The organism is Rhodococcus sp. ARC_M6, assembly GCF_022810305.1.
Lineage (GTDB): Bacteria > Actinomycetota > Actinomycetes > Mycobacteriales > Mycobacteriaceae > Rhodococcus_F.
Genome location: NZ_JALGQH010000001.1, coordinates 496,494 through 517,717, shown reverse-complemented (window position 1 = coordinate 517,717; position 21,224 = coordinate 496,494). Strand labels below are relative to the sequence as shown.

At 62.1% G+C, this 21,224-nt stretch carries 21 protein-coding genes, 1 pseudogene and 1 riboswitch; of the genes and pseudogenes, 9 read left to right on the top strand and 13 right to left on the bottom strand.

Annotated elements, in window-relative coordinates:
- Positions 1–107 precede the first annotated feature (107 nt).
- Complete coding sequence (locus MTX36_RS02330; protein ID WP_243618133.1) at positions 108–686, bottom strand: LytR C-terminal domain-containing protein; 579 nt, start codon at positions 684–686, stop codon at positions 108–110.
- 36 nt (positions 687–722) lie between these two features.
- Positions 723–1,070 (bottom strand): DUF3263 domain-containing protein, encoded by a 348-nt coding sequence (locus MTX36_RS02325; RefSeq protein ID WP_243618132.1) that lies wholly within the window; start codon positions 1,068–1,070, stop codon positions 723–725.
- A gap of 215 nt (positions 1,071–1,285) precedes the next feature.
- On the opposite strand from MTX36_RS02325, the gene MTX36_RS02320 reads away from it, so the two are divergent.
- From MTX36_RS02320 to MTX36_RS02310, 3 genes are all read left to right on the top strand, one after another.
- Complete coding sequence (locus MTX36_RS02320) at positions 1,286–1,888, top strand: peptide deformylase (protein WP_243618131.1); 603 nt, start codon at positions 1,286–1,288, stop codon at positions 1,886–1,888.
- A gap of 69 nt (positions 1,889–1,957) precedes the next feature.
- The gene (locus MTX36_RS02315) at positions 1,958–2,761 is read left to right on the top strand and encodes a GNAT family N-acetyltransferase (RefSeq protein ID WP_374230413.1); all 804 of its coding nucleotides are present in this window, start codon (positions 1,958–1,960) and stop codon (positions 2,759–2,761) included.
- A 33-nt stretch (positions 2,762–2,794) separates the two neighbouring features.
- Complete coding sequence (locus MTX36_RS02310) at positions 2,795–3,598, top strand: exodeoxyribonuclease III (protein WP_243618129.1); 804 nt, start codon at positions 2,795–2,797, stop codon at positions 3,596–3,598.
- A gap of 5 nt (positions 3,599–3,603) precedes the next feature.
- Here MTX36_RS02310 and MTX36_RS02305 read toward each other — a convergent pair whose 3' ends face one another.
- Positions 3,604–3,957, bottom strand: coding sequence for a GNAT family N-acetyltransferase (locus MTX36_RS02305; protein WP_243618128.1), 354 nt, complete (start codon positions 3,955–3,957; stop codon positions 3,604–3,606).
- A gap of 158 nt (positions 3,958–4,115) precedes the next feature.
- Between MTX36_RS02305 and thiD the strand changes: the two genes are divergently transcribed.
- Positions 4,116–4,958, top strand: coding sequence for a bifunctional hydroxymethylpyrimidine kinase/phosphomethylpyrimidine kinase (thiD, locus tag MTX36_RS02300; protein WP_094271609.1), 843 nt, complete (start codon positions 4,116–4,118; stop codon positions 4,956–4,958).
- Here the strand turns inward: thiD and MTX36_RS02295 are convergent.
- The 7 genes from MTX36_RS02295 to thiO all read right to left on the bottom strand — a co-directional run bounded on the left by MTX36_RS02295 (position 4,955) and on the right by thiO (position 11,231).
- The gene (locus tag MTX36_RS02295) at positions 4,955–5,731 is read right to left on the bottom strand and encodes an adenylate/guanylate cyclase domain-containing protein (RefSeq protein WP_243618242.1); all 777 of its coding nucleotides are present in this window, start codon (positions 5,729–5,731) and stop codon (positions 4,955–4,957) included. The two genes, thiD and MTX36_RS02295, sit on opposite strands and share 4 nt — an antisense overlap.
- Positions 5,732–5,873: 142 nt before the next feature.
- On the bottom strand, positions 5,874–7,277 hold the full coding sequence (locus tag MTX36_RS02290) for a M28 family metallopeptidase (RefSeq protein WP_243618127.1): 1,404 nt from the start codon (positions 7,275–7,277) through the stop codon (positions 5,874–5,876).
- 89 nt (positions 7,278–7,366) lie between these two features.
- Positions 7,367–8,137, bottom strand: a complete 771-nt coding sequence (locus MTX36_RS02285; RefSeq protein ID WP_243618126.1) for an ABC transporter permease — start codon at positions 8,135–8,137, stop codon at positions 7,367–7,369.
- A complete protein-coding gene (locus MTX36_RS02280) occupies positions 8,137–9,087 on the bottom strand; it encodes an ABC transporter ATP-binding protein (RefSeq protein ID WP_094275357.1) in 951 nt (316 codons plus the stop codon). Before MTX36_RS02280 ends, MTX36_RS02285 begins: the two co-directional genes overlap by 1 nt.
- A gap of 107 nt (positions 9,088–9,194) precedes the next feature.
- Positions 9,195–9,947 carry a thiazole synthase gene (locus MTX36_RS02275; RefSeq protein WP_243618125.1) on the bottom strand — a complete coding sequence of 251 codons (753 nt, stop codon included), beginning with the start codon at positions 9,945–9,947 and terminating at the stop codon, positions 9,195–9,197.
- Complete coding sequence (gene thiS, locus MTX36_RS02270) at positions 9,940–10,155, bottom strand: sulfur carrier protein ThiS (protein ID WP_243618124.1); 216 nt, start codon at positions 10,153–10,155, stop codon at positions 9,940–9,942. Before thiS ends, MTX36_RS02275 begins: the two co-directional genes overlap by 8 nt.
- Positions 10,152–11,231, bottom strand: coding sequence for a glycine oxidase ThiO (gene thiO, locus MTX36_RS02265; RefSeq protein WP_243618123.1), 1,080 nt, complete (start codon positions 11,229–11,231; stop codon positions 10,152–10,154). The genes thiS and thiO overlap by 4 nt, the downstream gene beginning before the upstream one ends.
- A riboswitch (TPP riboswitch) is annotated at positions 11,231–11,376 on the bottom strand. (Overlaps the previous gene by 1 nt.)
- Positions 11,377–11,402: 26 nt before the next feature.
- On the opposite strand from thiO, the gene thiE reads away from it, so the two are divergent.
- Complete coding sequence (gene thiE, locus MTX36_RS02260; RefSeq protein ID WP_243618122.1) at positions 11,403–12,095, top strand: thiamine phosphate synthase; 693 nt, start codon at positions 11,403–11,405, stop codon at positions 12,093–12,095.
- Positions 12,096–12,290: 195 nt separating this feature from the next.
- Positions 12,291–12,419 (top strand): hypothetical protein, encoded by a 129-nt coding sequence (locus MTX36_RS29735; RefSeq protein ID WP_279394079.1) that lies wholly within the window; start codon positions 12,291–12,293, stop codon positions 12,417–12,419.
- Positions 12,420–12,674: 255 nt separating this feature from the next.
- Here MTX36_RS29735 and MTX36_RS02255 read toward each other — a convergent pair.
- Positions 12,675–13,130: pseudogene (locus MTX36_RS02255) on the bottom strand (NUDIX domain-containing protein); the annotation flags it as partial.
- 154 nt (positions 13,131–13,284) lie between these two features.
- On the opposite strand from MTX36_RS02255, the gene MTX36_RS02250 reads away from it, so the two are divergent.
- From MTX36_RS02250 to MTX36_RS02240, 3 genes are read left to right on the top strand one after another with little or no spacing between them, the layout of a single operon-like run.
- On the top strand, positions 13,285–14,649 hold the full coding sequence (locus MTX36_RS02250; RefSeq protein ID WP_243618120.1) for a hypothetical protein: 1,365 nt from the start codon (positions 13,285–13,287) through the stop codon (positions 14,647–14,649).
- Between the two features lie 14 nt (positions 14,650–14,663).
- Positions 14,664–15,638, top strand: a complete 975-nt coding sequence (locus MTX36_RS02245) for a glutamate ABC transporter substrate-binding protein (RefSeq protein ID WP_243618241.1) — start codon at positions 14,664–14,666, stop codon at positions 15,636–15,638.
- 7 nt (positions 15,639–15,645) lie between these two features.
- Complete coding sequence (locus MTX36_RS02240) at positions 15,646–17,940, top strand: serine/threonine-protein kinase (protein ID WP_243618119.1); 2,295 nt, start codon at positions 15,646–15,648, stop codon at positions 17,938–17,940.
- A gap of 5 nt (positions 17,941–17,945) precedes the next feature.
- Here the strand turns inward: MTX36_RS02240 and MTX36_RS02235 are convergent, their stop codons facing one another.
- A complete protein-coding gene (locus MTX36_RS02235) occupies positions 17,946–19,139 on the bottom strand; it encodes an acetate kinase (protein WP_243618118.1) in 1,194 nt (397 codons plus the stop codon).
- On the bottom strand, positions 19,136–21,220 hold the full coding sequence (pta, locus tag MTX36_RS02230) for a phosphate acetyltransferase (protein WP_243618117.1): 2,085 nt from the start codon (positions 21,218–21,220) through the stop codon (positions 19,136–19,138). The genes MTX36_RS02235 and pta overlap by 4 nt, the downstream gene beginning before the upstream one ends.
- Positions 21,221–21,224 lie beyond the last annotated feature (4 nt).

Sequence of the window (21,224 nt, the reverse complement as noted above, 5' to 3'; positions counted from 1 at the left end):
CCTTTGAGGTGGCGAGGAAGTGCATCTGATCATAACGGCGTGAGTAGTACACGAACCCGATGGGTCGCGCAGCGGCGCTTGTGTCGCCGGCGGCGCCTTCCGACGAGTCAGTTTGTCGTCACGATGACGATCACGCCGGGGGACGCATTGGCGATACCCGCGAATCGCGGCTCAGCCGTGACACCCAGCTCAGCGGCGATCTGCTGCGCAGCTGCCTTCTCCGTTGCGGAAGTCCCGTAGAACACCGTGGTGGTGCTCACCGTGCCTTCGCTGTAGTTACCCGTCTCCTCGACGTTCCAACCAGCGGCAGTCAGTTCTTCGGCAGTCCCGGCGGCCAGACCGGATACGGTGCTGTTGTTGAGTACCCGAACATTCACGGTCGACGGATCGATGCTCGTCGACGCGCTTGCCGACGTGCTTGTCGCGGTAGCGGACGGGCGTGTAGTGGTGGTTTTCTCGGAGTCCGTGTCGGTTGCTGCGGCCGGAGCCGTGGTCACGGGGGCAGCTGTGGTTGTCTTCACTGCGGCAGTGGACGTCTCGGTCTGCTCGGTCGCGGTGGTCTCGTCGGAATCGGATCCGCCGAGTGAAGCAGCACCGAGCCCGACGAACACGATCGCCAGAGCGATCAACACCATGGCAATAGCGCGTAGTGGTGGTCCGGACGGCTGCTCTTTCGGGGTACTCACGATGTCGACCCTATCGCCAGTGCGAGGTTAGACGGTTCAGGTGACGTCGAAACCGAGTCGACGAGCCGCCCGAGCCTTCTGCCGACTGGCCCTGAGCCTGCGCAAACGCTTGACCAGCATCGGATCGGCTGCCAATGATTCGGGGCGATCAACGAGCGCGTTCAGGACCTGGTAATACCGAGTTGCCGACATGTCGAACAACTCCTTGATGGCCTCTTCCTTCGCGCCGGCGTACTTCCACCATTGGCGCTCGAAGGAGAGGATGTCGTGTTCCCGCCGGGTCAGACCGTCGTTGCCGATCTCGTGAATCCCCGCTGCAGTGTCAGCACTGTCGACTCCAGCGCCTTCGGACTGGTCCCGACTACGCGCAATTGCGCCGTCCATGTCACTCCTCGACTTCTGTCCTCGCTTGGTGTTCCAACGCTCGGTGTTCAAACCGACGGCGAGACGAGCAAGTCCCCCCGGTAACCACTTTTCCCCTGGGCCGCAAGGGCCCGTCGACCAACGAATCACACCGTTGTTCTTCACCGACCATTGAACCATGACCTACAGGACGGGCCGCGAAAACCGCGAAGGCGCGCCGCACTATCCTTGTACCCATGGCTATCCTCCCCATCCGAATCGTCGGCGACCCTGTACTGCACGAGCCGACCAAACCTGTCACTCAATCTCCGGCGGAAATCGCCGAACTGATTGCGGACATGTACGAAACGATGGACGTCGCTAACGGTGTCGGCCTGGCAGCGAATCAGGTCGGTGTTTCGCTTCGCATATTCGTCTACGACTGCCCCGGTGATGATCGTACCGACACCCGCCGACGCGGAGTTGTCGTCAACCCGGTGCTCGAAACATCGGAAATTCCGCAGACGATGCCAGATCCGGAGGAAGATTTCGAAGGTTGCCTCTCCGTCCCGGGTGAGCAGTTCCCGACGGGCCGCGCCGACTGGGCCAAGGTCACGGGCACCGATGCCGACGGCAATCCCATCGAAATCGAAGGCACCGGCTTCTTTGCCCGCATGCTTCAGCATGAGGTCGGTCACCTCGACGGGTTCCTCTACACCGACGTCCTGATCGGCCGAAACGCGCGCGCCGCCAAGAAAGCCATCAAGCAGTCCGGCTGGGGCAAGCCCGGTCAGACCTGGACTCCGGGCAGCGTCGACGACCCGTTCGGTCACGACGATGACGACGAGTACGAAGACTAGAGATTGACCATTTCGATCGGTAGCCGGGTGGTGCTGCGATACAAGCTCCCACCCGGCTATTCGCATCCGATGACGGATGTGATCGGCGTGCTCGAATCGACCGACCCGATCACCGTGCGCCGCAGCGACGGGCGCGTCGTCACTGTTTCAGCCGATCAGGTGATTGCGCTCAAAGTGCTTGCTGCGCGCCCCATTCGAATCGGTGACATCCGCAACCTCGAAGTCGCCGCAGCCGCCGGTTCGCGGGGCGTCGAGCAGGCCCGAATCGACGGCTGGTTGCTGCGGGTGGGGCACTCCCCCGGTTCCACGGACTCGGCGATTCCACTCGGCGATCCTGGTAACACCGCATCGAGAACCGTCGAGACACTCACAAGTATTCGCACCTGGTTCGCCGATCGAGGACGTCCGACAACACTGCTGCTACCCGACCGCCTCGGAACTGCTCCCCCCACTTGGCTTTCCGGCGGCGAAGGCATCATGTTCGCTGCGGACCTCGACAATCTGGCGCCGACGCCGGGTTCTCCGACGACCACCCTCGACGTGACATCTGATCCGATAGCCGCCGTCGCCCACGGGGTTGTCGGAAGCGTCGACACGATGGTTCTGGCAACGGGGCGAGCGGCGGTCACCGATGCGCCGGACAACCGTCGCTGGGTCGGACTGACTGACATCGACGTAGCCGGCCAGCACCGCCGCCACGGAATCGGCGCTCTGATCTGCACGGATCTGATCGCGTGGGGACGCACGCTGGGCGCGACCCACGCGTATGTCGCGGTTCCGGAGAACAACGTCGCCGCCCTTGCGACGGCCCACGCCCTCGGCTTCGTCGAACATCATCGCTACCGGTACGCCACAGCGTCGGTCGGTGCCTGAAGAAAAGTCGGTGGCTGACGCTAGGCTTGCCGCGTGCGCATAGCTACCTGGAACGTCAACTCCGTCCGTGCCCGTACCGACCGGATCATCGATTGGCTCGAACGATCCGACGTCGATGTCCTGGCAATGCAGGAAACCAAGTGCAAGGACGCACAGTTTCCGTTCGAGCGTTTCAAGGAAATCGGTTACGAGGTCGCCCACGTCGGACTCAGTCAGTGGAACGGCGTCGCGATCGCGTCACGCGTCGGCCTCGAAGACGTGCAGATCGGCTTCGAAGATCAGCCGGGCTTCACCAAGGACCCCGAGGCGGAGCAGATACGCGAGGCTCGCGCTATCGGCGCGACGTGCGGCGGAGTTCGGGTGTGGAGCCTGTACGTCCCCAACGGACGTGAACTCGATGATCCGCACTACGAGTACAAGTTGAATTGGCTCGCGAAACTTCGTGACGACGCCGAAGGCTGGCTGAAGAAGAACCCGGACCAGCAGATCGCTCTCGTCGGCGACTGGAACGTCGCGCCCACCGACGAGGACATCTGGGATCCCGCCGTCTTCGAAGGCAAGACGCACACGTCGCCGGCCGAACGTGCGGCGTTCGACGCATTCATCACGTCCGGTTTCGCCGACGTCGTCCGACCCCACACACCGGGTCCCGGCGTGTACACGTACTGGGACTACACGCAGCTCCGCTTCCCCAAGAAGCAGGGAATGCGTATCGATTTCATTCTCGGTTCGCCGGCCTTCGCAGCGCGAGTCGAATCGGCTGAGATTGATCGAGAAGAGCGAAAAGGCAAGGGCGCCAGCGATCACGCTCCCGTGATCGTCACCCTCGGAGCTTAAGCAGCTCAGTCCTCGGCGAGCAGATCCAAATATTCGGGATGCTCGCCGAGGTACCGCTGCACGTAGGTGCAGACGGGACGCACCGACCACTCACGTTCACGGGCGCAGTCCATCGCGAACTGAACCAGTACCCCGGCCATGCCCTGGCCGCCGTATTCTTCCTTGACGACGGTGTGCATGTACGCAACCACGTCACCCGCGGCAGCGCCGCAACCCATGATCTCGTCTTCGTCGCGGTAACCGAGGATGCCGACGAGTTCGTCGCCCACGAGCAGTTCGAACCGTTCGTGTGAATCGTTGTCGACCAGCGTGAAGGCGGACGCCTGCTCGGTGCTGTTGTTCTGCACGGTGTCGTTCATGGCGGGAACCTCCACTGCGCTGCAAATGGTACTCAAACTGTGATCCATGCCACTCATAGAAACAGTTACCGACGACGCTGTCCTGGCTTCACCCAATTTTTGCACCGACAGAGACACGACCGCAATCGGAGCGAGACCTGATCGGTAGGCTCAGCACTGTGAAACTGCTGCCTCTGACACCCTCCGGACAGACTCCGATTCGTGCCCTCACCATTGCCGGAACCGATTCCGGCGGAGGCGCAGGAATTCAAGCCGACTCCCGGACCATGGCAATGTGCGGAGTTCACGCCTGCGTCGCCGTCGCGGCCGTCACCGTGCAGAATTCGGTGGGTGTGAGCGGATTCCACGAGATCCCCCCGCAGATCGTCGCCGACCAGGTTCGGACCGTCGTATCCGACATCGGTATCGGCGCCGCCAAGACCGGCATGCTGGCATCCACGGCAATCATCGAAGCCGTCGCCGCCGTCGCCGCCGAGGTCGGAATCGGGCGAGATCGGGCCATTCCCCTGGTTGTCGACCCGGTCTGCGCGTCGATGCACGGCGATCCACTCCTCCACGAGGAAGCACTGGATGCCGTCCGCAACATCCTCATTCCGGCGGCAACGGTCGTGACACCGAACCTCGACGAAATCCGCCTGATCACAGGAATCGAAGTGATCGACGACGCGACAGCCCGCCGCGCAGCCGAAGCCCTTCACGCCTTGGGCGCCCAGTGGTCAATCGTCAAGGGTGGACATCTGCGTACCTCCGAAGCCAGTACCGACTTGCTGTTCGACGGAGACACCTTCCTCGAATTCAGCAGCGCACGCATCAAGACCGGCAACGATCACGGTGGCGGCGACACCCTCGCGGCAGCCATCACTTGTGCACTGGCACATGGCTATTCGGTTCCCGACGCCGTCGCCTTCGGCAAGGAGTGGGTCACCAAATGCCTCGAAGCTTCCTACGATCTCGGAGCCGGACACGGCCCCGTGTCACCGCTGTGGAGACTTCAGGTCTAGTCGCGCCACACTCGCCAGATCCCCAGATCCTGGGGAACACCGTTGGGCGTCGTCGCAAAGAACCCACGGCGCCACGGCCGGATCGCCAGATCCAGTTCGTCGAGAGTTCCCGGTTCGAGTTCTTCGAGGGTGGCGGCGGACATCATGACATTGCCGTCGCCTCCCAGACCCATCATCCGGGCGGCGATGGTCACGTCCACTCCTAGCCAGTCGTCGCCCATCTGCCGCGGTGTGCCGGTGTGCAGGCCGACGCGCATGCGCGGCCGGTAACCGTTGAGGTTGACCTCGGCAAGAGCGTCCTGCGCTGCGAACACGGCAGCCAGAGCCGCATCGGGCCGGTTGAACACTGCCATCAACCCGTCGCCCATTCGTTTGACGACCTGACCGTAATTCTCGACGATCGGGGTTTCGACGGCCTTCGCAACGGTTCGCAGAAGGACGAGGGTCGCTTCGTCGCCCGCCTCGAGCGACCAGGTGGAGAAGCCGACGAGGTCTGTGAAGACGATGGTCAATTCCTGATCGCCACGTCCGCGGCCCATCTTTTCGAGGGCGGCCTGCCAAACCTGCAGGGCTCCCAAGCTCACTTCCCGGGTGGCGGCCGGTTTGTGATCGAGAAATCGGTCTGCGACGCGGGCGACCGCCCGTGCACCGCCGGGGCCGGACAACGAGAGTGGATCACCGAAGCCCGGGTCGCCCGGGAGCGCCCGCCGCAACCGTCGTAAGGCCTCGATGAGCTGCTGATGCCCGTTCAGATCCGACGCCGTGGCCAGCATCGTTCCGATCACCGAACTGACGCCGGGAGAAGCGGTATTCACCACTTCGCCTGGGGCCTCACTCGGGTTTCGGTCACTCATTACTCGAGAGTAACCCAGAGTTACAGGCAGCGCGTTGCAGCAAAGTGAACATCACTCGACGCTAGTTCGCACTGTTCTGCGCATACGTCGCCGTTCCGAACGCGACTGCTGAGGAGTTCACGGCGAGGGCGTCCCGATCGATATTGCCGAGCGTATCGAGGGCGGTGTGATAGTTCGGGTCGAACATCGCCTCGGCGTCCCCTCCCCATTGCTGTGCTTGCGCAACGGTTTTCCGTTCTTCTGCACCACTGAACACACCACCGGCCGGTATTCCGGCGTCGATGAACGGTCCGTAGTCGGACCGGCCGTCGAAGTCGGTTCCCTCGGCTGCAATTCCTCGGCTGGAAAAAAATTCAGCGAAGGTACGTTCGATACCGGCCGAACCTTCCGGACCGGGACCTTCGCCCACGTTGTCGGAGTTGTCACCGTCGTAAACCAGGTATCCGGGATTGGGTGAGCCGATCATGTCGAAGTTCAGATACAACGCGATGGCTGCGCGTTCCTGATCACTGAGACCCTCGACGTAGTCGGTCGATCCGACAAGTCCGAGTTCCTCGGCGCCCCAGAACGTGAACCGTACCGCGTTGGCAACATTCGGTGAACTACCCAGTTGCAGAGCAGTTTCCAGGACAGCAGCACTGCCACTTCCGTTGTCGTTGATTCCGGGCCCTTCCGGAACGCTGTCGAGATGCGCTCCGACCACCACGACGTTGTCGGCGGAACCGGTGGACGTTTGCGCAACGATGTTGCGCGAGGTGACCGTTGACATGAACGTATCGAGAGTCAGATTCACGATGCCGGCGATCGCCGCCAGCGCGTCGCCGGAGGATTTACTGATACCCGCCGTCGGAATCCGTGCAGTTTCCGGATCTCCCAGAGTCCCGCCCCCCAGCATGCCGTCCTCGTTGTTGACGATCAACAGGGCAGCGGCACCGCGATCCGCGGCCACATTCTGCTTCTCTCCGAATTGGCAGACTCCGCGAGCAACAAGCACGATAGCGCCGGCGACATCGAGTCCGTCGTAGTCGGAGGGATCACAACCCGGGGTCTCGTCGGCCGGAATATTCACTACCCGCGACGCAATCCCGGTTGGTCCGGTCGAGGCGGAATACGTCAGCGCTCGGACATCGATACTGCCTCCACCGGGAAGTGTCAGTGACTCCAACCCGGGATCGAACGAGGTGTATTCGAACTCCGGGGTCTCCACCTCGAAACCCTTTCCCTCGAGCAGGTTGACCACATAATCGACGCTGGCGTCGTATCCGGACGTGCCGGCGGCCCGGTTTCCGTTGTTGGTGGCCGCGATCTTCTCGAGTTGTTCGAGGTGCCCGGTCACGGCGTCGACGGTGACGGCTTCCGAGAACGCCGCTGGGTCGATCGGTGGAGTCTGCGCGCCGCCGGACGAGCATCCGCTGAGCATCAAGATCCCGGTCAGACCGATGGTCAACGCGGCGCGGTGTCTCATGCTCGGAGGATAGCCGCGAGGAAGCGACCGGAAACAAGTTCGAGCCCGGTGCAAGAAATTCGCACCGGGCTCGAACTTGTTTTTCAGACTCAGGCGTCGCGCTTGTTTACCAGGACAACGCTGACACCGAAGACCACCAGAGTGAAAGCTGCGAAGTAGAGCAGGCTTCCCCACGGTCCCCAGTGGAAGTCGATACTCGACGATCCGGAACTCATGAAGTGGTTCGCATTCACGAACGGCAGGAACGGGGTGATCTTTTCGCCGACACTGCCGAACAGACCGAACAGGCTCTCGATGAGCAGGGGCCACAGCAGGAGCAGGGCGATCGCGCCGGCCGACTGGCGAATGATCGCTCCGACTGCCACCGACAGAACCACACTGAAGAACGAGATGATCGCGAGGCCGTAAATGGCACGCCAGTCGTCACCGCTCGACAGGGTCAGTGCGGCGCCGGCGTCCGGTCCCGCGAGGACCTTGGCCATTGCGTAAGCGCCGAACGACAGGACGAAGGTCAGGAGAGCACCGAAGACACCGATCAAACCGGCTTTGGCAATGAGCACGGAAGCCCGGTTCGGAACCGCTTGGAATGTGGTGCGGATGGTCCCGAAACGGTACTCACTGGTGATCGCGAGGGCGGCCATGATCATCAGAACCATCATGCCGAAACCCGAGATGCCGGCGGTTGCGAGAGAGATGTCGAGGTCGGGCGGCCCCTGCATTTCCGTCGAGTTCAGAGCCGACTTCGACACCGTGCCCATGATGGCCGCAAATCCGAGGCCGAGGATGATGATGATGATCGTGCACCACAGGGGCGATTTGGTCGTGGTGATCTTGATTCGTTCAGCACTGAGAACAGCCATTACAGTGCACCTCCCATAACCTTCTGAGCGCCGTCGGCAACGGTCGCGTGATATTGGACATCGTCACCGGTCAACTTCATGAACGCTTCCTCCAACGATCCGCGCTGAGCAGCCAACTCGTGCAACACAATTCCCTGTGCACCGGCCAAGCTGCCCACGATTTCGGTGGTGGAATCGACAACGACCAACGCCGGAACAACACTCGAACCGTCTTCGCGCACAGTCAAACCCTGCGACGTCAGCACGCTGCGCAACGCATCGAGCTGAGGACTGCGCACGCGCACTGTCGACTCGGACGAGCGGTCCACGAACTCCGCGACAGTCGAATCCGAAATCAACCGGCCACGGCCGATGACAACCAATTGTTCTGCGGTCAAAGCCATTTCCGACAGAAGGTGGCTCGATACCAGAACCGTACGTCCCTCGGCAGCCAAACTCTGCATGAACTTACGGATCCAGACGATGCCCTCCGGATCGAGACCGTTGACCGGCTCGTCGAACAACAGCACCTTCGGGTCACCCAGCAACGCACCGGCCAGGCCGAGTCGCTGAGACATACCGAGCGAGAATCCGCCGGCCTTCTTTCCCGCTACCTCGGACAGTCCCACCAGGGCGAGAACCTCGTCGACGCGGGACATCGGGATCCCGTTCGACGCTGCCATCCACTGCAAGTGCGCACGGGCACTGCGATTGGGATGAACCCACTTCGCATCGAGCAAAGCCCCGACGGTACGCAGCGGATCCTTCAGATCGCGGTACTTCTTGCCGTCGATCAGAGCCTGCCCCGACGTCGGCTGATCCAATCCCAGGATCATCCGCATCGTGGTGGACTTGCCGGCACCGTTGGGTCCGAGGAACCCCGTGACGATGCCGGGACGGACGGTGAACGTCAGATCGTCCACCGCTTTTGTCGGACCGTAAACCTTGGTCAATCCCCTCAGTTCAATCATGGGGTGAACTATGCCCGATCCGATGCCGTCCGCGCATCGTCCACAGGTCTAGTCCGCAGTGGTACCCAGGTACGACACCGACCCTGGGGACCACCCTGACAAAACCCTCAGGAAGATGCCTGCGCCCAGAACCGTTTCGGGATACGCCCAGCGTGTCGGGCCTCGAAGCCGGCCACAACCGCGTGCCGCATCGCCGACGCCATCAGCGCGGGATTCTTGGCGCGGGTGACGGCGGTTGCCAGCAATACGGCGTCGCAACCCAGTTCCATCGCGAGTGTGGCGTCGCTGGCCGTTCCGATTCCGGCGTCGAGAATGACGGGTACACCGGCAGCTTCGACGATCATCTCGATGTTGTGGGGATTTGCGATACCGAGTCCGGTGCCGATGGGTGAGCCCAGGGGCATGACGGCCGCACACCCGATGTCTTCGAGCCTACGAGCCAACACCGGATCATCCGTGGTGTACGGCAGCACGATGAATCCGTCGTCCACCAATTGCTCTGCGGCAGAGACCAGTTCGATCGCGTCGGGGAGCAACGTGCGCTCGTCGGCGATGACTTCGAGTTTCACCCAGTTGGTCTCGAGCGCTTCACGCGCCAACTGCGCTGTCAGCACTGCTTCTGCCGCTCCGCGACATCCGGCAGTATTCGGTAGCGGTTCGATCCCGAGCTTGCGCAAAAGATCCAGAACACCGGTACCGCCGGCGGCATCAACGCGCCGCATCGCAACGGTTGTCAGTTCGGTACCGGAAGCAACCAAGGCTTCTTCGAGAACCGCAAGGTTGGCCGCGCCACCCGTGCCGGTGATGAGCCGCGAACCGAAGGTTCGGCCGGCGATTGTGAGAAGTTCCTGTTCAGCCACCCTGCACCGCCGTGAGGATTTCGATTTCCCAACCGCGCTCGACGGATTCGTCCCAGCGACCACGCGGGAACAGCGCACCATCGACGGCGACAGCGATTCCCTTGCTCGGCAACCCTCGATGCGTCAGAAGTTCGGTCACCGTGACGGCTCGATCGAACTCGAGATCTTCGCCGTTGACGGTGATCCCGATCGGGACCTGCTCACTCATGAAATTTCCTTACCGGTTCCGAACCGTTGAGGTTCGGTTCCTTTTACCTCGACCAAAGATGTGCCGTTCAGTAATGCGAGTGTTGCGTCTGCCGTGACCGGCGTCAGGAGTATTCCGTTGCGGCCGTGTCCGGTGGAGACGACGACACGCTCGGATACGCGTCCGATCAACGGCAGGTTGTCCGGCGTCATGGGACGCAAGCCTGCAGCACATTCGTACAGTTCGTATTCACCGATCGCCGGCATCAGCGCTTCGGCGTCGTTGATCAGATCGCGCACGCCCGCCATCGTCACCTGCGTGTCGTCGCCGGATTCGTATTGTGTTGCGCCGACCACGATTCCGTCGCCGCGGGGCACCAGGTACGCGGGCCGCCCGTGGACGCTTCCGCGGATGGTCCGGCTTGGCGCCGGCGTCACTCCGGGCCTACCGCGTAGACGCAGAATTTCGCCTTTGACCGGCCGAACCGGCAGTCCGGGCCAGAGCTTGGGTGAGGCGATCCCCGCCGTCAGGACAATCTGATCTGTGTCGAGTTCGGCAAGGTCGTGCACTTCACGTTCGATGAGTTCGACGCCGGATGCGATACAGGCCGCCTGCAATGCCGTCAGCAGTGCTCGGTTGTCGACGGCGGATTCACCGACAGCCATGAGTCCCGATCTGATTCCCCGGCCGAGCATGGGTTCGAGTTCGCGGATCTGGCTGCGGCTGAGGACCTGGAGTTCGTGCCCTTGTGCGCTTACCCATTCGGCGATGGTGTTCAAGTCCTGGGCGTCGGCGCTGTCCAACGCGACAGTGAGTGAAGTGTCGCCGGTGAACACCGACGGTCCGAACTTCTCGAGCCTCGCGCCGAACTCCGGCCACCGTGCAAGCGAAGCCGCCCCGATAGTCAGCGCTGTCTCTTCTCCGGGCCACCCTTCGGACAAAGGTGCCAGCATTCCACCAGCTACCCAGGAGGCGCCGGTTCCGACGGCGGGGTCGTACAGCTGCACTGCCCATCCGTCGCGCGCCGCGTGCCAGGCAATGGATAGTCCGATGACTCCCCCGCCGACCACCGCGACCGAGCGTGTCTGTGTGCTCATGTAACTCCACCTCCGCTTCCTGCGCCGGCATGATCCGGGTCAGGTCTGACGGTCGGGATCTACCGCGATCCCCTCTCAACCCCACGAACTTCGCCTGTCGCACCAAATGCGACAGCGCAGTTTCGGGACTCCCGTGTCGAACCTTGCTCCCTAGAGGCTACCGTTTGCTCCGTGCACCCCACACATCCCAGTAACGTCACCGACCGGCGCGAACGCCTGGCAGCAGCACGGCTGTACCTGTGCACCGATGCGCGTCGCGACAAAGGCGACCTCGCGCAGTTCGCGGAGGCCGCCCTGTCGGGTGGTGTCGACATCATTCAACTTCGGGACAAAGGTTCCGCGGGCGAGCGCGAATTCGGCCCGCTCGAGGCCAAGGACGAGCTGGTAGCGCTGGGGATTCTTGCTGCTGCCGCGAAGCGTCACGGGGCACTCCTGGCCGTCAACGACCGTGCTGACCTGGCTTTGGCCTCCGGCGCCGACGTCTTGCACCTCGGCCAGAACGATATCCCCGTCCCCTATGCGCGCACCGTTGTCGGCGACGACGTGATCATCGGCCGCTCCACCAGCTCGCGCGCGCAAGCCAGCTTGGCCGCGATCGAAGAGGGCGTCGACTATTTCTGTACGGGTCCGGTGTGGGCGACACCGACCAAGCCGAATCGCAGCGCGGCCGGGCTGGACCTGGTTCGATCCACTGCCGACGCGAACCCGTCACGTCCGTGGTTCGCGATCGGCGGCATCGACGAAGAGCGAGTCTCCGAGGTTCTGGCTGCTGGGGCGAGAAAGATCGTTGTTGTTCGGGCAATCACGGACGCGGCCGATCCACAGGCTGCTGCGCGTCGACTCTCCGACATGATGTCGATCTAGTTACCTTTCAGCTCTCAAACCGTTACCACCTGTTCATCTTGTAGCCAATTACAAGGAAACAACCGTTCATTTGTCCGATTCACGGTCCAAATAGTCCAAATATGTGATTTTTGCCACAGAATTGTCATTCGTGTCACGGTCGAATAACATCCTGATGTAGCTTATTCCTAGCTAACCATCTACCAAGGAGTTTCCATGGGATCCGAATCCTTCACCGGCTCACTCGGCTCGATCGACCCCCTCGACATCAAGACCCTCAACGATCTCTTCAAGCTCGGCGTCACCGCGATTTCCTTCATCACGGCGGCCAGCGCGCTCAGCTGAGCAACGTTTTGGCTCCCCAGCCAGAACTGTCACAGGAAAGGGTCGGACTCCACGAGTCCGACCCTTCTTGTCTGTGTCGGGCAATTGCGCCCTCGCCTGTGTCACGCAAGTGCACCCTCGCCTGTGTCAGGCAAGTGTGCCCCCGGAGAACTCCTAAGCCGGTGACACCCTCTGCTCACCGGTGCCCCAGCCGAACCCACCGTCCGGCAACAAGACAGTGCAGCCAGCGCCTTCACCCGCTTCCGGTGAAACGGCCGTAGTACGCAGCGCAGGCCAGGCCGACTGGAAGCCCGGATGCAGCGGCAACAAATCGACGTCTTCCTCTCGCACCCACCGCAACTCGGTGCTCTCACCATTCGCAACCGTGTCCAGCGGACGTTCGACGTCGGCGACCACCGTCGTATAGGTCCAGCCGCTCTCGGCGCGCATGGTCACGACCTCACCGCGCACCCGGACAGCAGCCTCGTCGATTCCAGCTTCTTCATGGGCCTCACGAACAGCGGCATGGGTAGTGCTCTCGTGTGAATCGCGTGCCCCACCGGGCAACGCCCACGTTCCGCCCTGATGACTCCACGCCGCGCGGTGCTGAAGCAGCACCATCGGTGTTCCGTCTAGATCAGGGGCACGCAACAACAAACCGGCGGCGCCGTGACGCCCCCAATGCCGAGTACCGTCCGCTCCGATCGACCAACCGTCACCGTCACCGTGCATCGACTGCCCTCGCCCTACCTACTCGGATAACTCTGCCTTCGACCCACACTAACCGGTTCAATCAGCCGCAGGTGTGGACCATACTTATATGCTCGCGAAGACGCCGAAATTCGCCGGTCCTTCACCAGTGAGCGCAGAGATAGAGAGGTGTTCGATGGTCAACCGAGTGACCCCGTCCCTCGAGCCTCGAACCACCGGCCCGACGCCCGACGTCGACGCGTCTGATCCCCGCACCTCACGACCGGTGTTGCGACACGAAATTCGTGAGTTCATGGCGTCGACGCCCGGACGCCTCACATCGCTGGGTGTGCTCCTGATCCTCCTCACCCTGGCTGCGGGATTGTTGGCCGCCGCCACCGTCGGGAACCGCCAAACGCACCTCGGCAACGTGCTGGAAGAAACCGAACCCCTCGCCAACTCGGCACAGAACCTGTACAGCGCACTCTCGCTGGCCGACGCCGCGGCATCTACCGCCTTCATCTGGGGAGGAATCGAGCCGTCAGCGGTCCGCAACCGGTACACCCAGTCGATCGGTGAAGCGTCAGCTGAGATCGTGACCGCAGCAGCCGGACTCGACAGTGCTGACGAGGTCGGCCACAACACCCTCACCACCATCTCCGCCGATCTGAGCGTCTACACCGGGTTGGTGGAAACAGCCCGCGCCAACAATCGGGTGGGCAATCCGGTGGGAGCCGCTTATCTCAGCGAAGCGTCACATCTGATGCAGACGTCGCTCCTTCCGATGGCTCAGCAGCTGCACTCGGCCCAGGAATCACAGGTAACCGGGGTCCAGAACGACTTTGCACGGCCACCCTGGTGGCCTGTCGCAGCATTTGCGCTCGCACTGTCCGCGTTGATCGCCACGCAGATTCGGCTTGCACAACACAGCCGACGACGGTTCAATCTCGGGTTGATCCTTGCCTCACTGTCCGTGGCTGCGGCTCTGATCTGGGTCCTCACCGTCGGGCTGATTTCGGCGTCGACCACGGCCCGGGCACTCGATGCCGGCGCCGGACCGTTGCATGAATTGACCGGGGCGCGCATTATGGCGCAACAGGCTCGGACCGTCGAAACACTGAGTCTGGCTCGGCGCGATTCCACCGAAGCCGACAACACCGTATTCATCGAGAAGGTGAACAACGTCGACACCATCCTTCGCAACTTGCAGAGTGACGAACGCTCCGAAGTCGACGCCGACGTACTTGCCACGGCACTCGATGCGCGCGATCAGTGGGTGTCAGCGCATCAGCGGATGACCGACAGTCTCGCCGTCGGCGATTTCACCGGCGCGGCGGGCATCACGGTCGGTGACGGAGAACAAGATTCCGCCGCCGAATACGGAGTGCTCGACAATGCTCTCTGGCAGGCAATTGTCGACGCCCGCGAGAACCTCCGCACCGACATCTCCCATGCTTCACGCGTCCTCTCGGCCTCGGCTCCGGGAGTGATGGCACTGGCCGCAGTTGCCGTCGCCGGCATCTGTATCGGTTTCTGGCCCAGATTGCGGGAGTACCAGTGAGCCCCCGTCCCCTGATGCACCGCCCCCTGGTCGCAGCATTGTGCGCCGTGGCAATTCTGCTCACCTCCTGCGGCGTCGACCGCGCCCCGGACGTCACTGCGCAGCCGACAAACGGGTACACGGAACCTCCACTTCCGGCCGAGGTGACCATCGCGCCCAGTCCCTCGCCCACAACCCCGCCCAATTGCGGCGACCCCACGGCCAGCCTTCGACCGGTACCCGCAAACGCCGATCCGCGGCCTCCGACGCCCAGCGTCGACGCGATCCGCGAACGTGGCCGACTGATCGTCGGACTCGACACCGGCAGCAATCTCATGAGCTTCCGAGATCCCGCAACGGGACAACTCGAAGGCTTCGACGTCGACATCGCCCGTGAAGTGGCCCGCGACATCTTCGGCGACCCCGACAAGATCGAGTACCGGATCCTGACGGCCGACGAACGAATTACGGCGCTACAGGAGTCCACCGTGGACATCGTCGTCAAAACATTGACCATCAACTGTGAGCGCCGCGAGAAAATCGAGTTCTCGAGTAAGTATTTCGAAGCACTCCAGCGGATACAGGTTCTGAAAGGTTCGCCGATTCACAGCCTCGACGACCTTGCCGGCAAACGAGTGTGTGCCGCACGCGGAACTACCTCGTTGATGCGTCTGCAACAAGTTCAGCCAGCCGCAACGGTCGTCACCGTCCCGATGTGGTCGGACTGCCTCGTAGTCCTGCAACAAGGTCAGGTGGACGCAATCAGCACGGACGATACGATCCTTGCCGGGCTCGCCACTCAGGATCCGTATCTCGACATCGTGGGAACTCCATTGGGCAGTGAACCGTACGGAATCGGTATCAACCTCGCCAACACCGATCTGGTGCGTTTCGTGAACGGGACCCTCGATCGCATCCGCACTGACGGTACGTGGAACGCCATTTACGATCGCTGGCTCTCCACTCTCGGACCGACGACCGGTCCCCCACCCTCCGTGTATCGAGATTGAGACGACGATGACGGACAAAGACGAACCGGAATACGAGTCGACACAAGCTGCGTCCCGCGTCGAACCCGATTTCACACAGGCCTCGCAGCGCCCCGAGCAGACGTCCGCGCAGATTCGGGAATCGACCCCAAGTACCGTATCCACCCCGACGGGTCGGTCCAATCGTTCGCGTCGTTCCCGTTCGACTCGCAAACTCCGTTTGGGCGGCGGACTGGTCGAGGTTCCGCCCGTTCCGCCGGTAGATCCGGCCTCGGCGGTCATGAGCGACCCGATGGTTCCCGAACGAAAACGGTTCTGTTGGAAATGCGGAGAACCTGTGGGCCGCAAAGCCGCTGGAACTTCCGCCCGGCAGAGCGGCGTGTGTCCCAAGTGTGGTTCGACCTTCGATTTCCGGCCGGTATTGGAAGTCGGCGACCTCGTTTCGGCCCAGTACGAAGTGCAGGGGCCGATAGCCTACGGCGGCCTCGGATGGATCTACCTTGCAATCGACCGCAATGTCAGCGATCGGTGGGTAGTTCTCAAGGGCCTCTTGCATTTCGGTGACTCCGAAGCACAAGCTGTTGCGGTGGCCGAGCGGCAGTTCCTGGCCGAGGTGGCACACCCGAGCATCGTCAAGATCTTCAACTTCGTTGAACATCCGCGCCCCGACGGTACCCTCATGGGCTACATCGTCATGGAGTACGTCGGCGGCCGATCATTGCGAGAGGTACTGGCCACCTTCCCGAATGCCAGTCACATGCCGATCGAGCAGGCAATCGGGTACGTGCTGGAAATTCTTCCCGCACTGAGCTATCTGCATTCCATCGGATTGGCGTACAACGATCTCAAACCTGAAAACGTCATGGTGACCGAAGATCAGTTGAAGCTGATCGACCTGGGCGCCGTCTCGGGGATCGAGGATTACGGATACCTTTACGGCACAGCCGGTTACCAGGCTCCCGAGATCATCGAAACCGGTCCGACCGTGGCATCCGACATCTTCACGGTGGGTCGCACCTTGGCCGTACTTACCCTTGAGATGCCCTCCAAGCACGGCCGCTACCTGGACGGCATCCCTTATCCCACCGACGAACCCGTGCTCCGCGAATTCGAGTTCTTTCATCGTTTGCTCCTGCGCGCAACCGATCCTGATCCTAAGAAGCGTTTCCAGTCCGCGGAGGAGATCAGTGGCCAATTGATCGGCGTTCTCCGTGAAGTCCTCGCCCAGCGGAGCGGCCAAGAAAATCCCGGGCTCTCGAACGTATTCAGCAGACAGAGAACATCTTTCGGAACCGATAACCTCGTGGCGCAAACGGATGTGTACGTCGACGGCATTCCTCGCGAGAGCAGTCTCGATCCACTCGAAGTTGCGCACGCGCTGCCCATCCCGTTGGTCGACCCAGCTGATCCGAGCGCACTGCTGCTTGCCGCCGCCGTGCACAGTGAACCCTTGCAAACCCTTGACGCCCTCCGGCGTGCCCGCGAAGACGGAATCGATCGGGTTGTCGGAACCTCCGACGTCGCGTTTTCCGGTGAATTCCGGTTGGCCGAAGCCAAAGCTCATTTGGACTTGGGTGATCCCGTCTCTGCGCAGGCAATCTTGGACGAACTACTCGCTGCGATCGGAGACCACTGGAAGATCGAGTGGTATCGCGGGCTTGCGGCGTTGCAACAGGGCGAGTTCGAATCCGCCTTCAGCAACTTCGAGTCGGTCCTGAACGCCCTCCCCGGCGAAATTGCACCCAAGCTCGCCCTAGCCGCAACAGCCGAATTGATACTGCAACAGTGGGATTCCGAAGATCCCGACCAATGGCGCCGCTATGCCGAAAAGTACTACCTCACCGTCTGGCGGACCGACCGCAACTACGTCAGCGCCGCATTTGGATTGGCACGCCAACTCGCCGACCTCGGCAACAAGACCGCTGCCATCACCGCACTCGACGAAGTTCCCACCAGCTCACGCCATTACAACGTTGCCCGCATGTCCAGCGTGCTGACCATGCTGTCCTGCGCGCCCATCGCAGAGCTCGACGAAGCAACCCTGCGCGAAGCTGCCCGACGCGTCCAAGCCTTACCAACCGACGAGAGCCGGAGCCTTCAGCTGCGAACTCTGGTGCTGGGCACCGCCCTCGATTGGATCAAAGCCGGTAACCGCGCGCACGACCCCAGCGAACCTATCCTCGATCGGCACTTCACCCAGCGAGGACTGCGCACGGGCGCCGAAGCCTGCCTACGGGCTCTGGCTCGCACAACGACGTCACGAACGCACCGCTACGCCTTGGTCGACCTCGCGAACAACTTCAGGCCGTACAGCACCTTTTAGGGGCCTTAGCCAAACACCAGGGCTTGTGCTGCGCGCGCTATCGCCAACTCCTCGTTGGTCGGAACAACCAGTACTGCGGTGGCCGACGACGCCGCCGAGATCCGTCGCTCGTCGCGACTCTTCGTCGTATTGAGAGCGTCGTCGACCTCGATGCCCAGACGCCCCAAGCCCGCGAGGCTGTCACGTCGCACGTCGATGTTGTTCTCCCCGACCCCGCCGGTGAAGGTGATGACGTCGACGCCGCCCAACGCAACAATGTAGGCGCCGGTGTACTTTCGCAGCCTGTGCACGTAGACGTCGTAGGCCAGCTTCGCGTCCTGATCCCCAGCTTCCACCAACTCGAGAAGCGCCCGGAAGTCGTTGACGCCGGACAGCCCTTTGAGCCCGGACCGGCGATTGAGCAGGTCGTCGATCTGGTCGACCTTCATTCCGGCGTTTCGATTGAGATGCAAAATGATGCCGGGGTCGATATCACCACTGCGGGTTCCCATGACCAGACCTTCGAGCGGTGTGAGGCCCATCGACGTATCGATTGCCTTACCGCCCTTGATCGCCGAGGCCGAAGCACCGTTTCCGAGGTGGAGAACGATCTGGTTCAGTTCGGCCGGATCCTTGCCGAGAAAGGCAGCGGCGCGTCCGGACACGTATTCGTGTGACGTGCCGTGAAATCCGTAGCGCCGAATCTGGTTAGCTTTCGCTACATCCCGGTCGATCGCGTACGTCGACGCGGCAGCCGGCAAAGTGTGGAAGAACGCGGTGTCGAACACAGCGACGTGGGGAACGTCGGGCAGTTCTTCGCGTGCCACCTCGATGCCAATCACGTTGGCCGGATTGTGAAGCGGCGCAAGGGTGGACAGATCTGCAATTGCCGCGACTACGGAGTCGTCGATCAACGTCGGTGCCGAGAAGACATTTCCGCCGTGCACAACCCGGTGGCCGACGGCGATCACGCCGGCTTCGCGCAGCGGTCGTCCCACCTCGGCGACTATGTCGAGAACCAACTTCAGGCCGTCGCGGTGATCGGCAATGGGAAGGTTGCGGTCCACTACCCCGGTGCTGTGGTTGTAGACGATGTGCCCGTCCGGTTCACCGATACGTTCAATGAGCCCGTGTGCCACCAGTTCCGCTGTATCCGGATGTACCAGTTGAAATTTGATGGATGACGATCCGGAATTGATGACCAGTACGGTGCCGCTCACGCCTGCGCTCCTTGTGCCTGAATAGCCGTGATGGCCACGGTGTTGACGATGTCCTGGACCAGCGCGCCACGCGAAAGGTCATTGACCGGCTTGTTCAATCCCTGCAGCACCGGGCCCACGGCCACGGCGCCGGCACTGCGTTGCACAGCCTTGTACGTGTTGTTACCGGTGTTGAGGTCGGGGAAGACGAACACGGTCGCTTTGCCGGCGACCAGAGAATCGGGCAGTTTCTTGTCCGCCACGCTCTGCTCGACAGCGGCGTCGTACTGAATCGGTCCTTCTACCAACAGATCCGGTCGACGCTCACGCACCAGTGCGGTTGCCGCACGGACCTTGTCCACGTCTGCACCGGTCCCTGAATCCCCGGTGGAGTACGACAACATTGCTATCAGCGGTTCGATCCCGAACTGACCCGCCGTCTGCGCGGACGAAATGGCGATGTCCGCCAACTGCTCCGCCGTCGGGTCGGGGACCACAGCGCAGTCTCCGTAGGCCAGCACCCGGTCGGCCAAGCACATCAGGAAGATGCTCGACACCGTCGACACACCCGGCGCGGTCTTGATGATCTCGAACGACGGCCGGATTGTGTGCGCGGTGGTGTGGGCGGCACCGGAGACCATACCGTCGGCAATTCCCAAGTGCACCATCATGGTTCCGAAATACGAGATGTCGGCGATTACTTCGCGGGCACGTTCGATCGTCATGCCCTTGTGCGCACGAATCGCGGTGTACTCCTGCGCAAATCGCTCCGTGTACTCGGACTGCGCGGGTGCCAGGATTCGAGCATCGCTGATGTCGACGCCCAATTCTGCGGCACGGCGTCGAATGCTCGCCTCGTCTCCGAGAATTGTCAGATCCGCAACCTGACGCTGCAGTACTCGGCCGGCAGCGCGCAGGATGCGGTCGTCCTCGCCTTCGGGCAAAACGATGTGCTTACGATCGCGCCGTGCGCGGTCGATCAACTTGTACTCGAACATCTGCGGTGTCATCACCGACGGAATCGGTAGCGCCATGCGGCCCAAAAGTGCCTCCGCGTCGACGTGTTGCTCCATCAAGCTCAACGCGGTATCGACCTTGCGCTGAGAGCCGACTCCCACTCGTCCGCGTGTTTGTGCTGCGGCACTAGCGGTGTCGAAGGTTCCGAGCGCCGTCGTCAGGATGGGAAGGCGCTGTTTGAGTCCGGCCATCAGCGCGGCGATCGCGGGATGCGGGATGATCCCACCGTTCATGATGATCCCGGCCAGCGACGGAAACCCTTCTGCTTCATGTGCATTCATCAACGCCAGCAGAACGTCCGAGCGATCACCCGGAGCGATGACAACCATTCCTTCGGTGAGTCGCTCGAGAATGTGTTCGGCTGTCATTCCGCCGACCATGACCTTCAGCGCTTCACGGTGCAGCAATTCCGCATCACCCGAATAGAATTCACCGTCCGTCGCTTCCATCAACTCGGCCATGGTCGGCGAGATGAGCAGCGGAATCTCGGGCAGGCTCCACGTCGGGACACCCAGCCCGGACAAAGCTTCGGTGACCTCGTCGAGCTTGTCCGGATCACAACGGTTGGCAACTACGGCAAAGAGGTGTGCGTGGTTGGCCGCGAGCTCACCGGCACACAACTGAGCAAGCTGAGCCAATTCGTCGACACTACGTCGTGCCCCGCGGACAGCCAGCAATACCGGGGAGCCCAGGTTGGCTGCGATACGGGCGTTGAAACTCAACTCACTCGGACTGGCGACGTCCGTGTAGTCGCTGCCCACGATCACAACGGCATCACACTGCTCGGCCACATTGTGATATTTCGCGACGATATCTGCCAGAGCCGCTTCGGGATCCGCGTGCACCTGCTCGTAGGTGACACCGAGAGCGTCGCTGTAGGAGAGATCGGCTGTGGTGTGGTCGAGCAGCAACTCGAGGATGTAGTCGGGGGTCTCGGTGGACCGGGCGATGGGACGGAAGACGCCGACACGGGCGACGCTCGCGCACAGCATCTGCATGACACCCAATGCAATGGTGGACTTCCCGGTATCACCTTCGGGGGAAGCGATGTAGACACTCGACACGGCTGCGGGCGCTGACGACATGCCC

Excerpts from the sequence above, each read along its gene's own strand:
- MTX36_RS02325 (WP_243618132.1), bottom strand. The coding sequence starts at position 1,070 with ATGGACGGCGCAATTGCGCGTAGTCGGGACCAGTCCGAAGGCGCTGGA.
- MTX36_RS02320 (WP_243618131.1), top strand. The coding sequence starts at position 1,286 with ATGGCTATCCTCCCCATCCGAATCGTCGGCGACCCTGTACTGCACGAG.
- MTX36_RS02315 (WP_374230413.1), top strand. The coding sequence starts at position 1,958 with ATGACGGATGTGATCGGCGTGCTCGAATCGACCGACCCGATCACCGTG.
- MTX36_RS02305 (WP_243618128.1), bottom strand. The coding sequence starts at position 3,957 with ATGAACGACACCGTGCAGAACAACAGCACCGAGCAGGCGTCCGCCTTC.
- MTX36_RS02295 (WP_243618242.1), bottom strand. The coding sequence starts at position 5,731 with ATGCTGGCCACGGCGTCGGATCTGAACGGGCATCAGCAGCTCATCGAG.
- MTX36_RS02290 (WP_243618127.1), bottom strand. The coding sequence starts at position 7,277 with ATGAGACACCGCGCCGCGTTGACCATCGGTCTGACCGGGATCTTGATG.
- MTX36_RS02285 (WP_243618126.1), bottom strand. The coding sequence starts at position 8,137 with ATGGCTGTTCTCAGTGCTGAACGAATCAAGATCACCACGACCAAATCG.
- MTX36_RS02280 (WP_094275357.1), bottom strand. The coding sequence starts at position 9,087 with ATGATTGAACTGAGGGGATTGACCAAGGTTTACGGTCCGACAAAAGCG.
- thiS (WP_243618124.1), bottom strand. The coding sequence starts at position 10,155 with ATGAGTGAGCAGGTCCCGATCGGGATCACCGTCAACGGCGAAGATCTC.
- thiO (WP_243618123.1), bottom strand. The coding sequence starts at position 11,231 with ATGAGCACACAGACACGCTCGGTCGCGGTGGTCGGCGGGGGAGTCATC.
- MTX36_RS29735 (WP_279394079.1), top strand. The coding sequence starts at position 12,291 with ATGGGATCCGAATCCTTCACCGGCTCACTCGGCTCGATCGACCCCCTC.
- MTX36_RS02250 (WP_243618120.1), top strand. The coding sequence starts at position 13,285 with ATGGTCAACCGAGTGACCCCGTCCCTCGAGCCTCGAACCACCGGCCCG.
- MTX36_RS02245 (WP_243618241.1), top strand. The coding sequence starts at position 14,664 with ATGCACCGCCCCCTGGTCGCAGCATTGTGCGCCGTGGCAATTCTGCTC.
- MTX36_RS02240 (WP_243618119.1), top strand. The coding sequence starts at position 15,646 with ATGACGGACAAAGACGAACCGGAATACGAGTCGACACAAGCTGCGTCC.
- pta (WP_243618117.1), bottom strand. The coding sequence starts at position 21,220 with ATGTCGTCAGCGCCCGCAGCCGTGTCGAGTGTCTACATCGCTTCCCCC.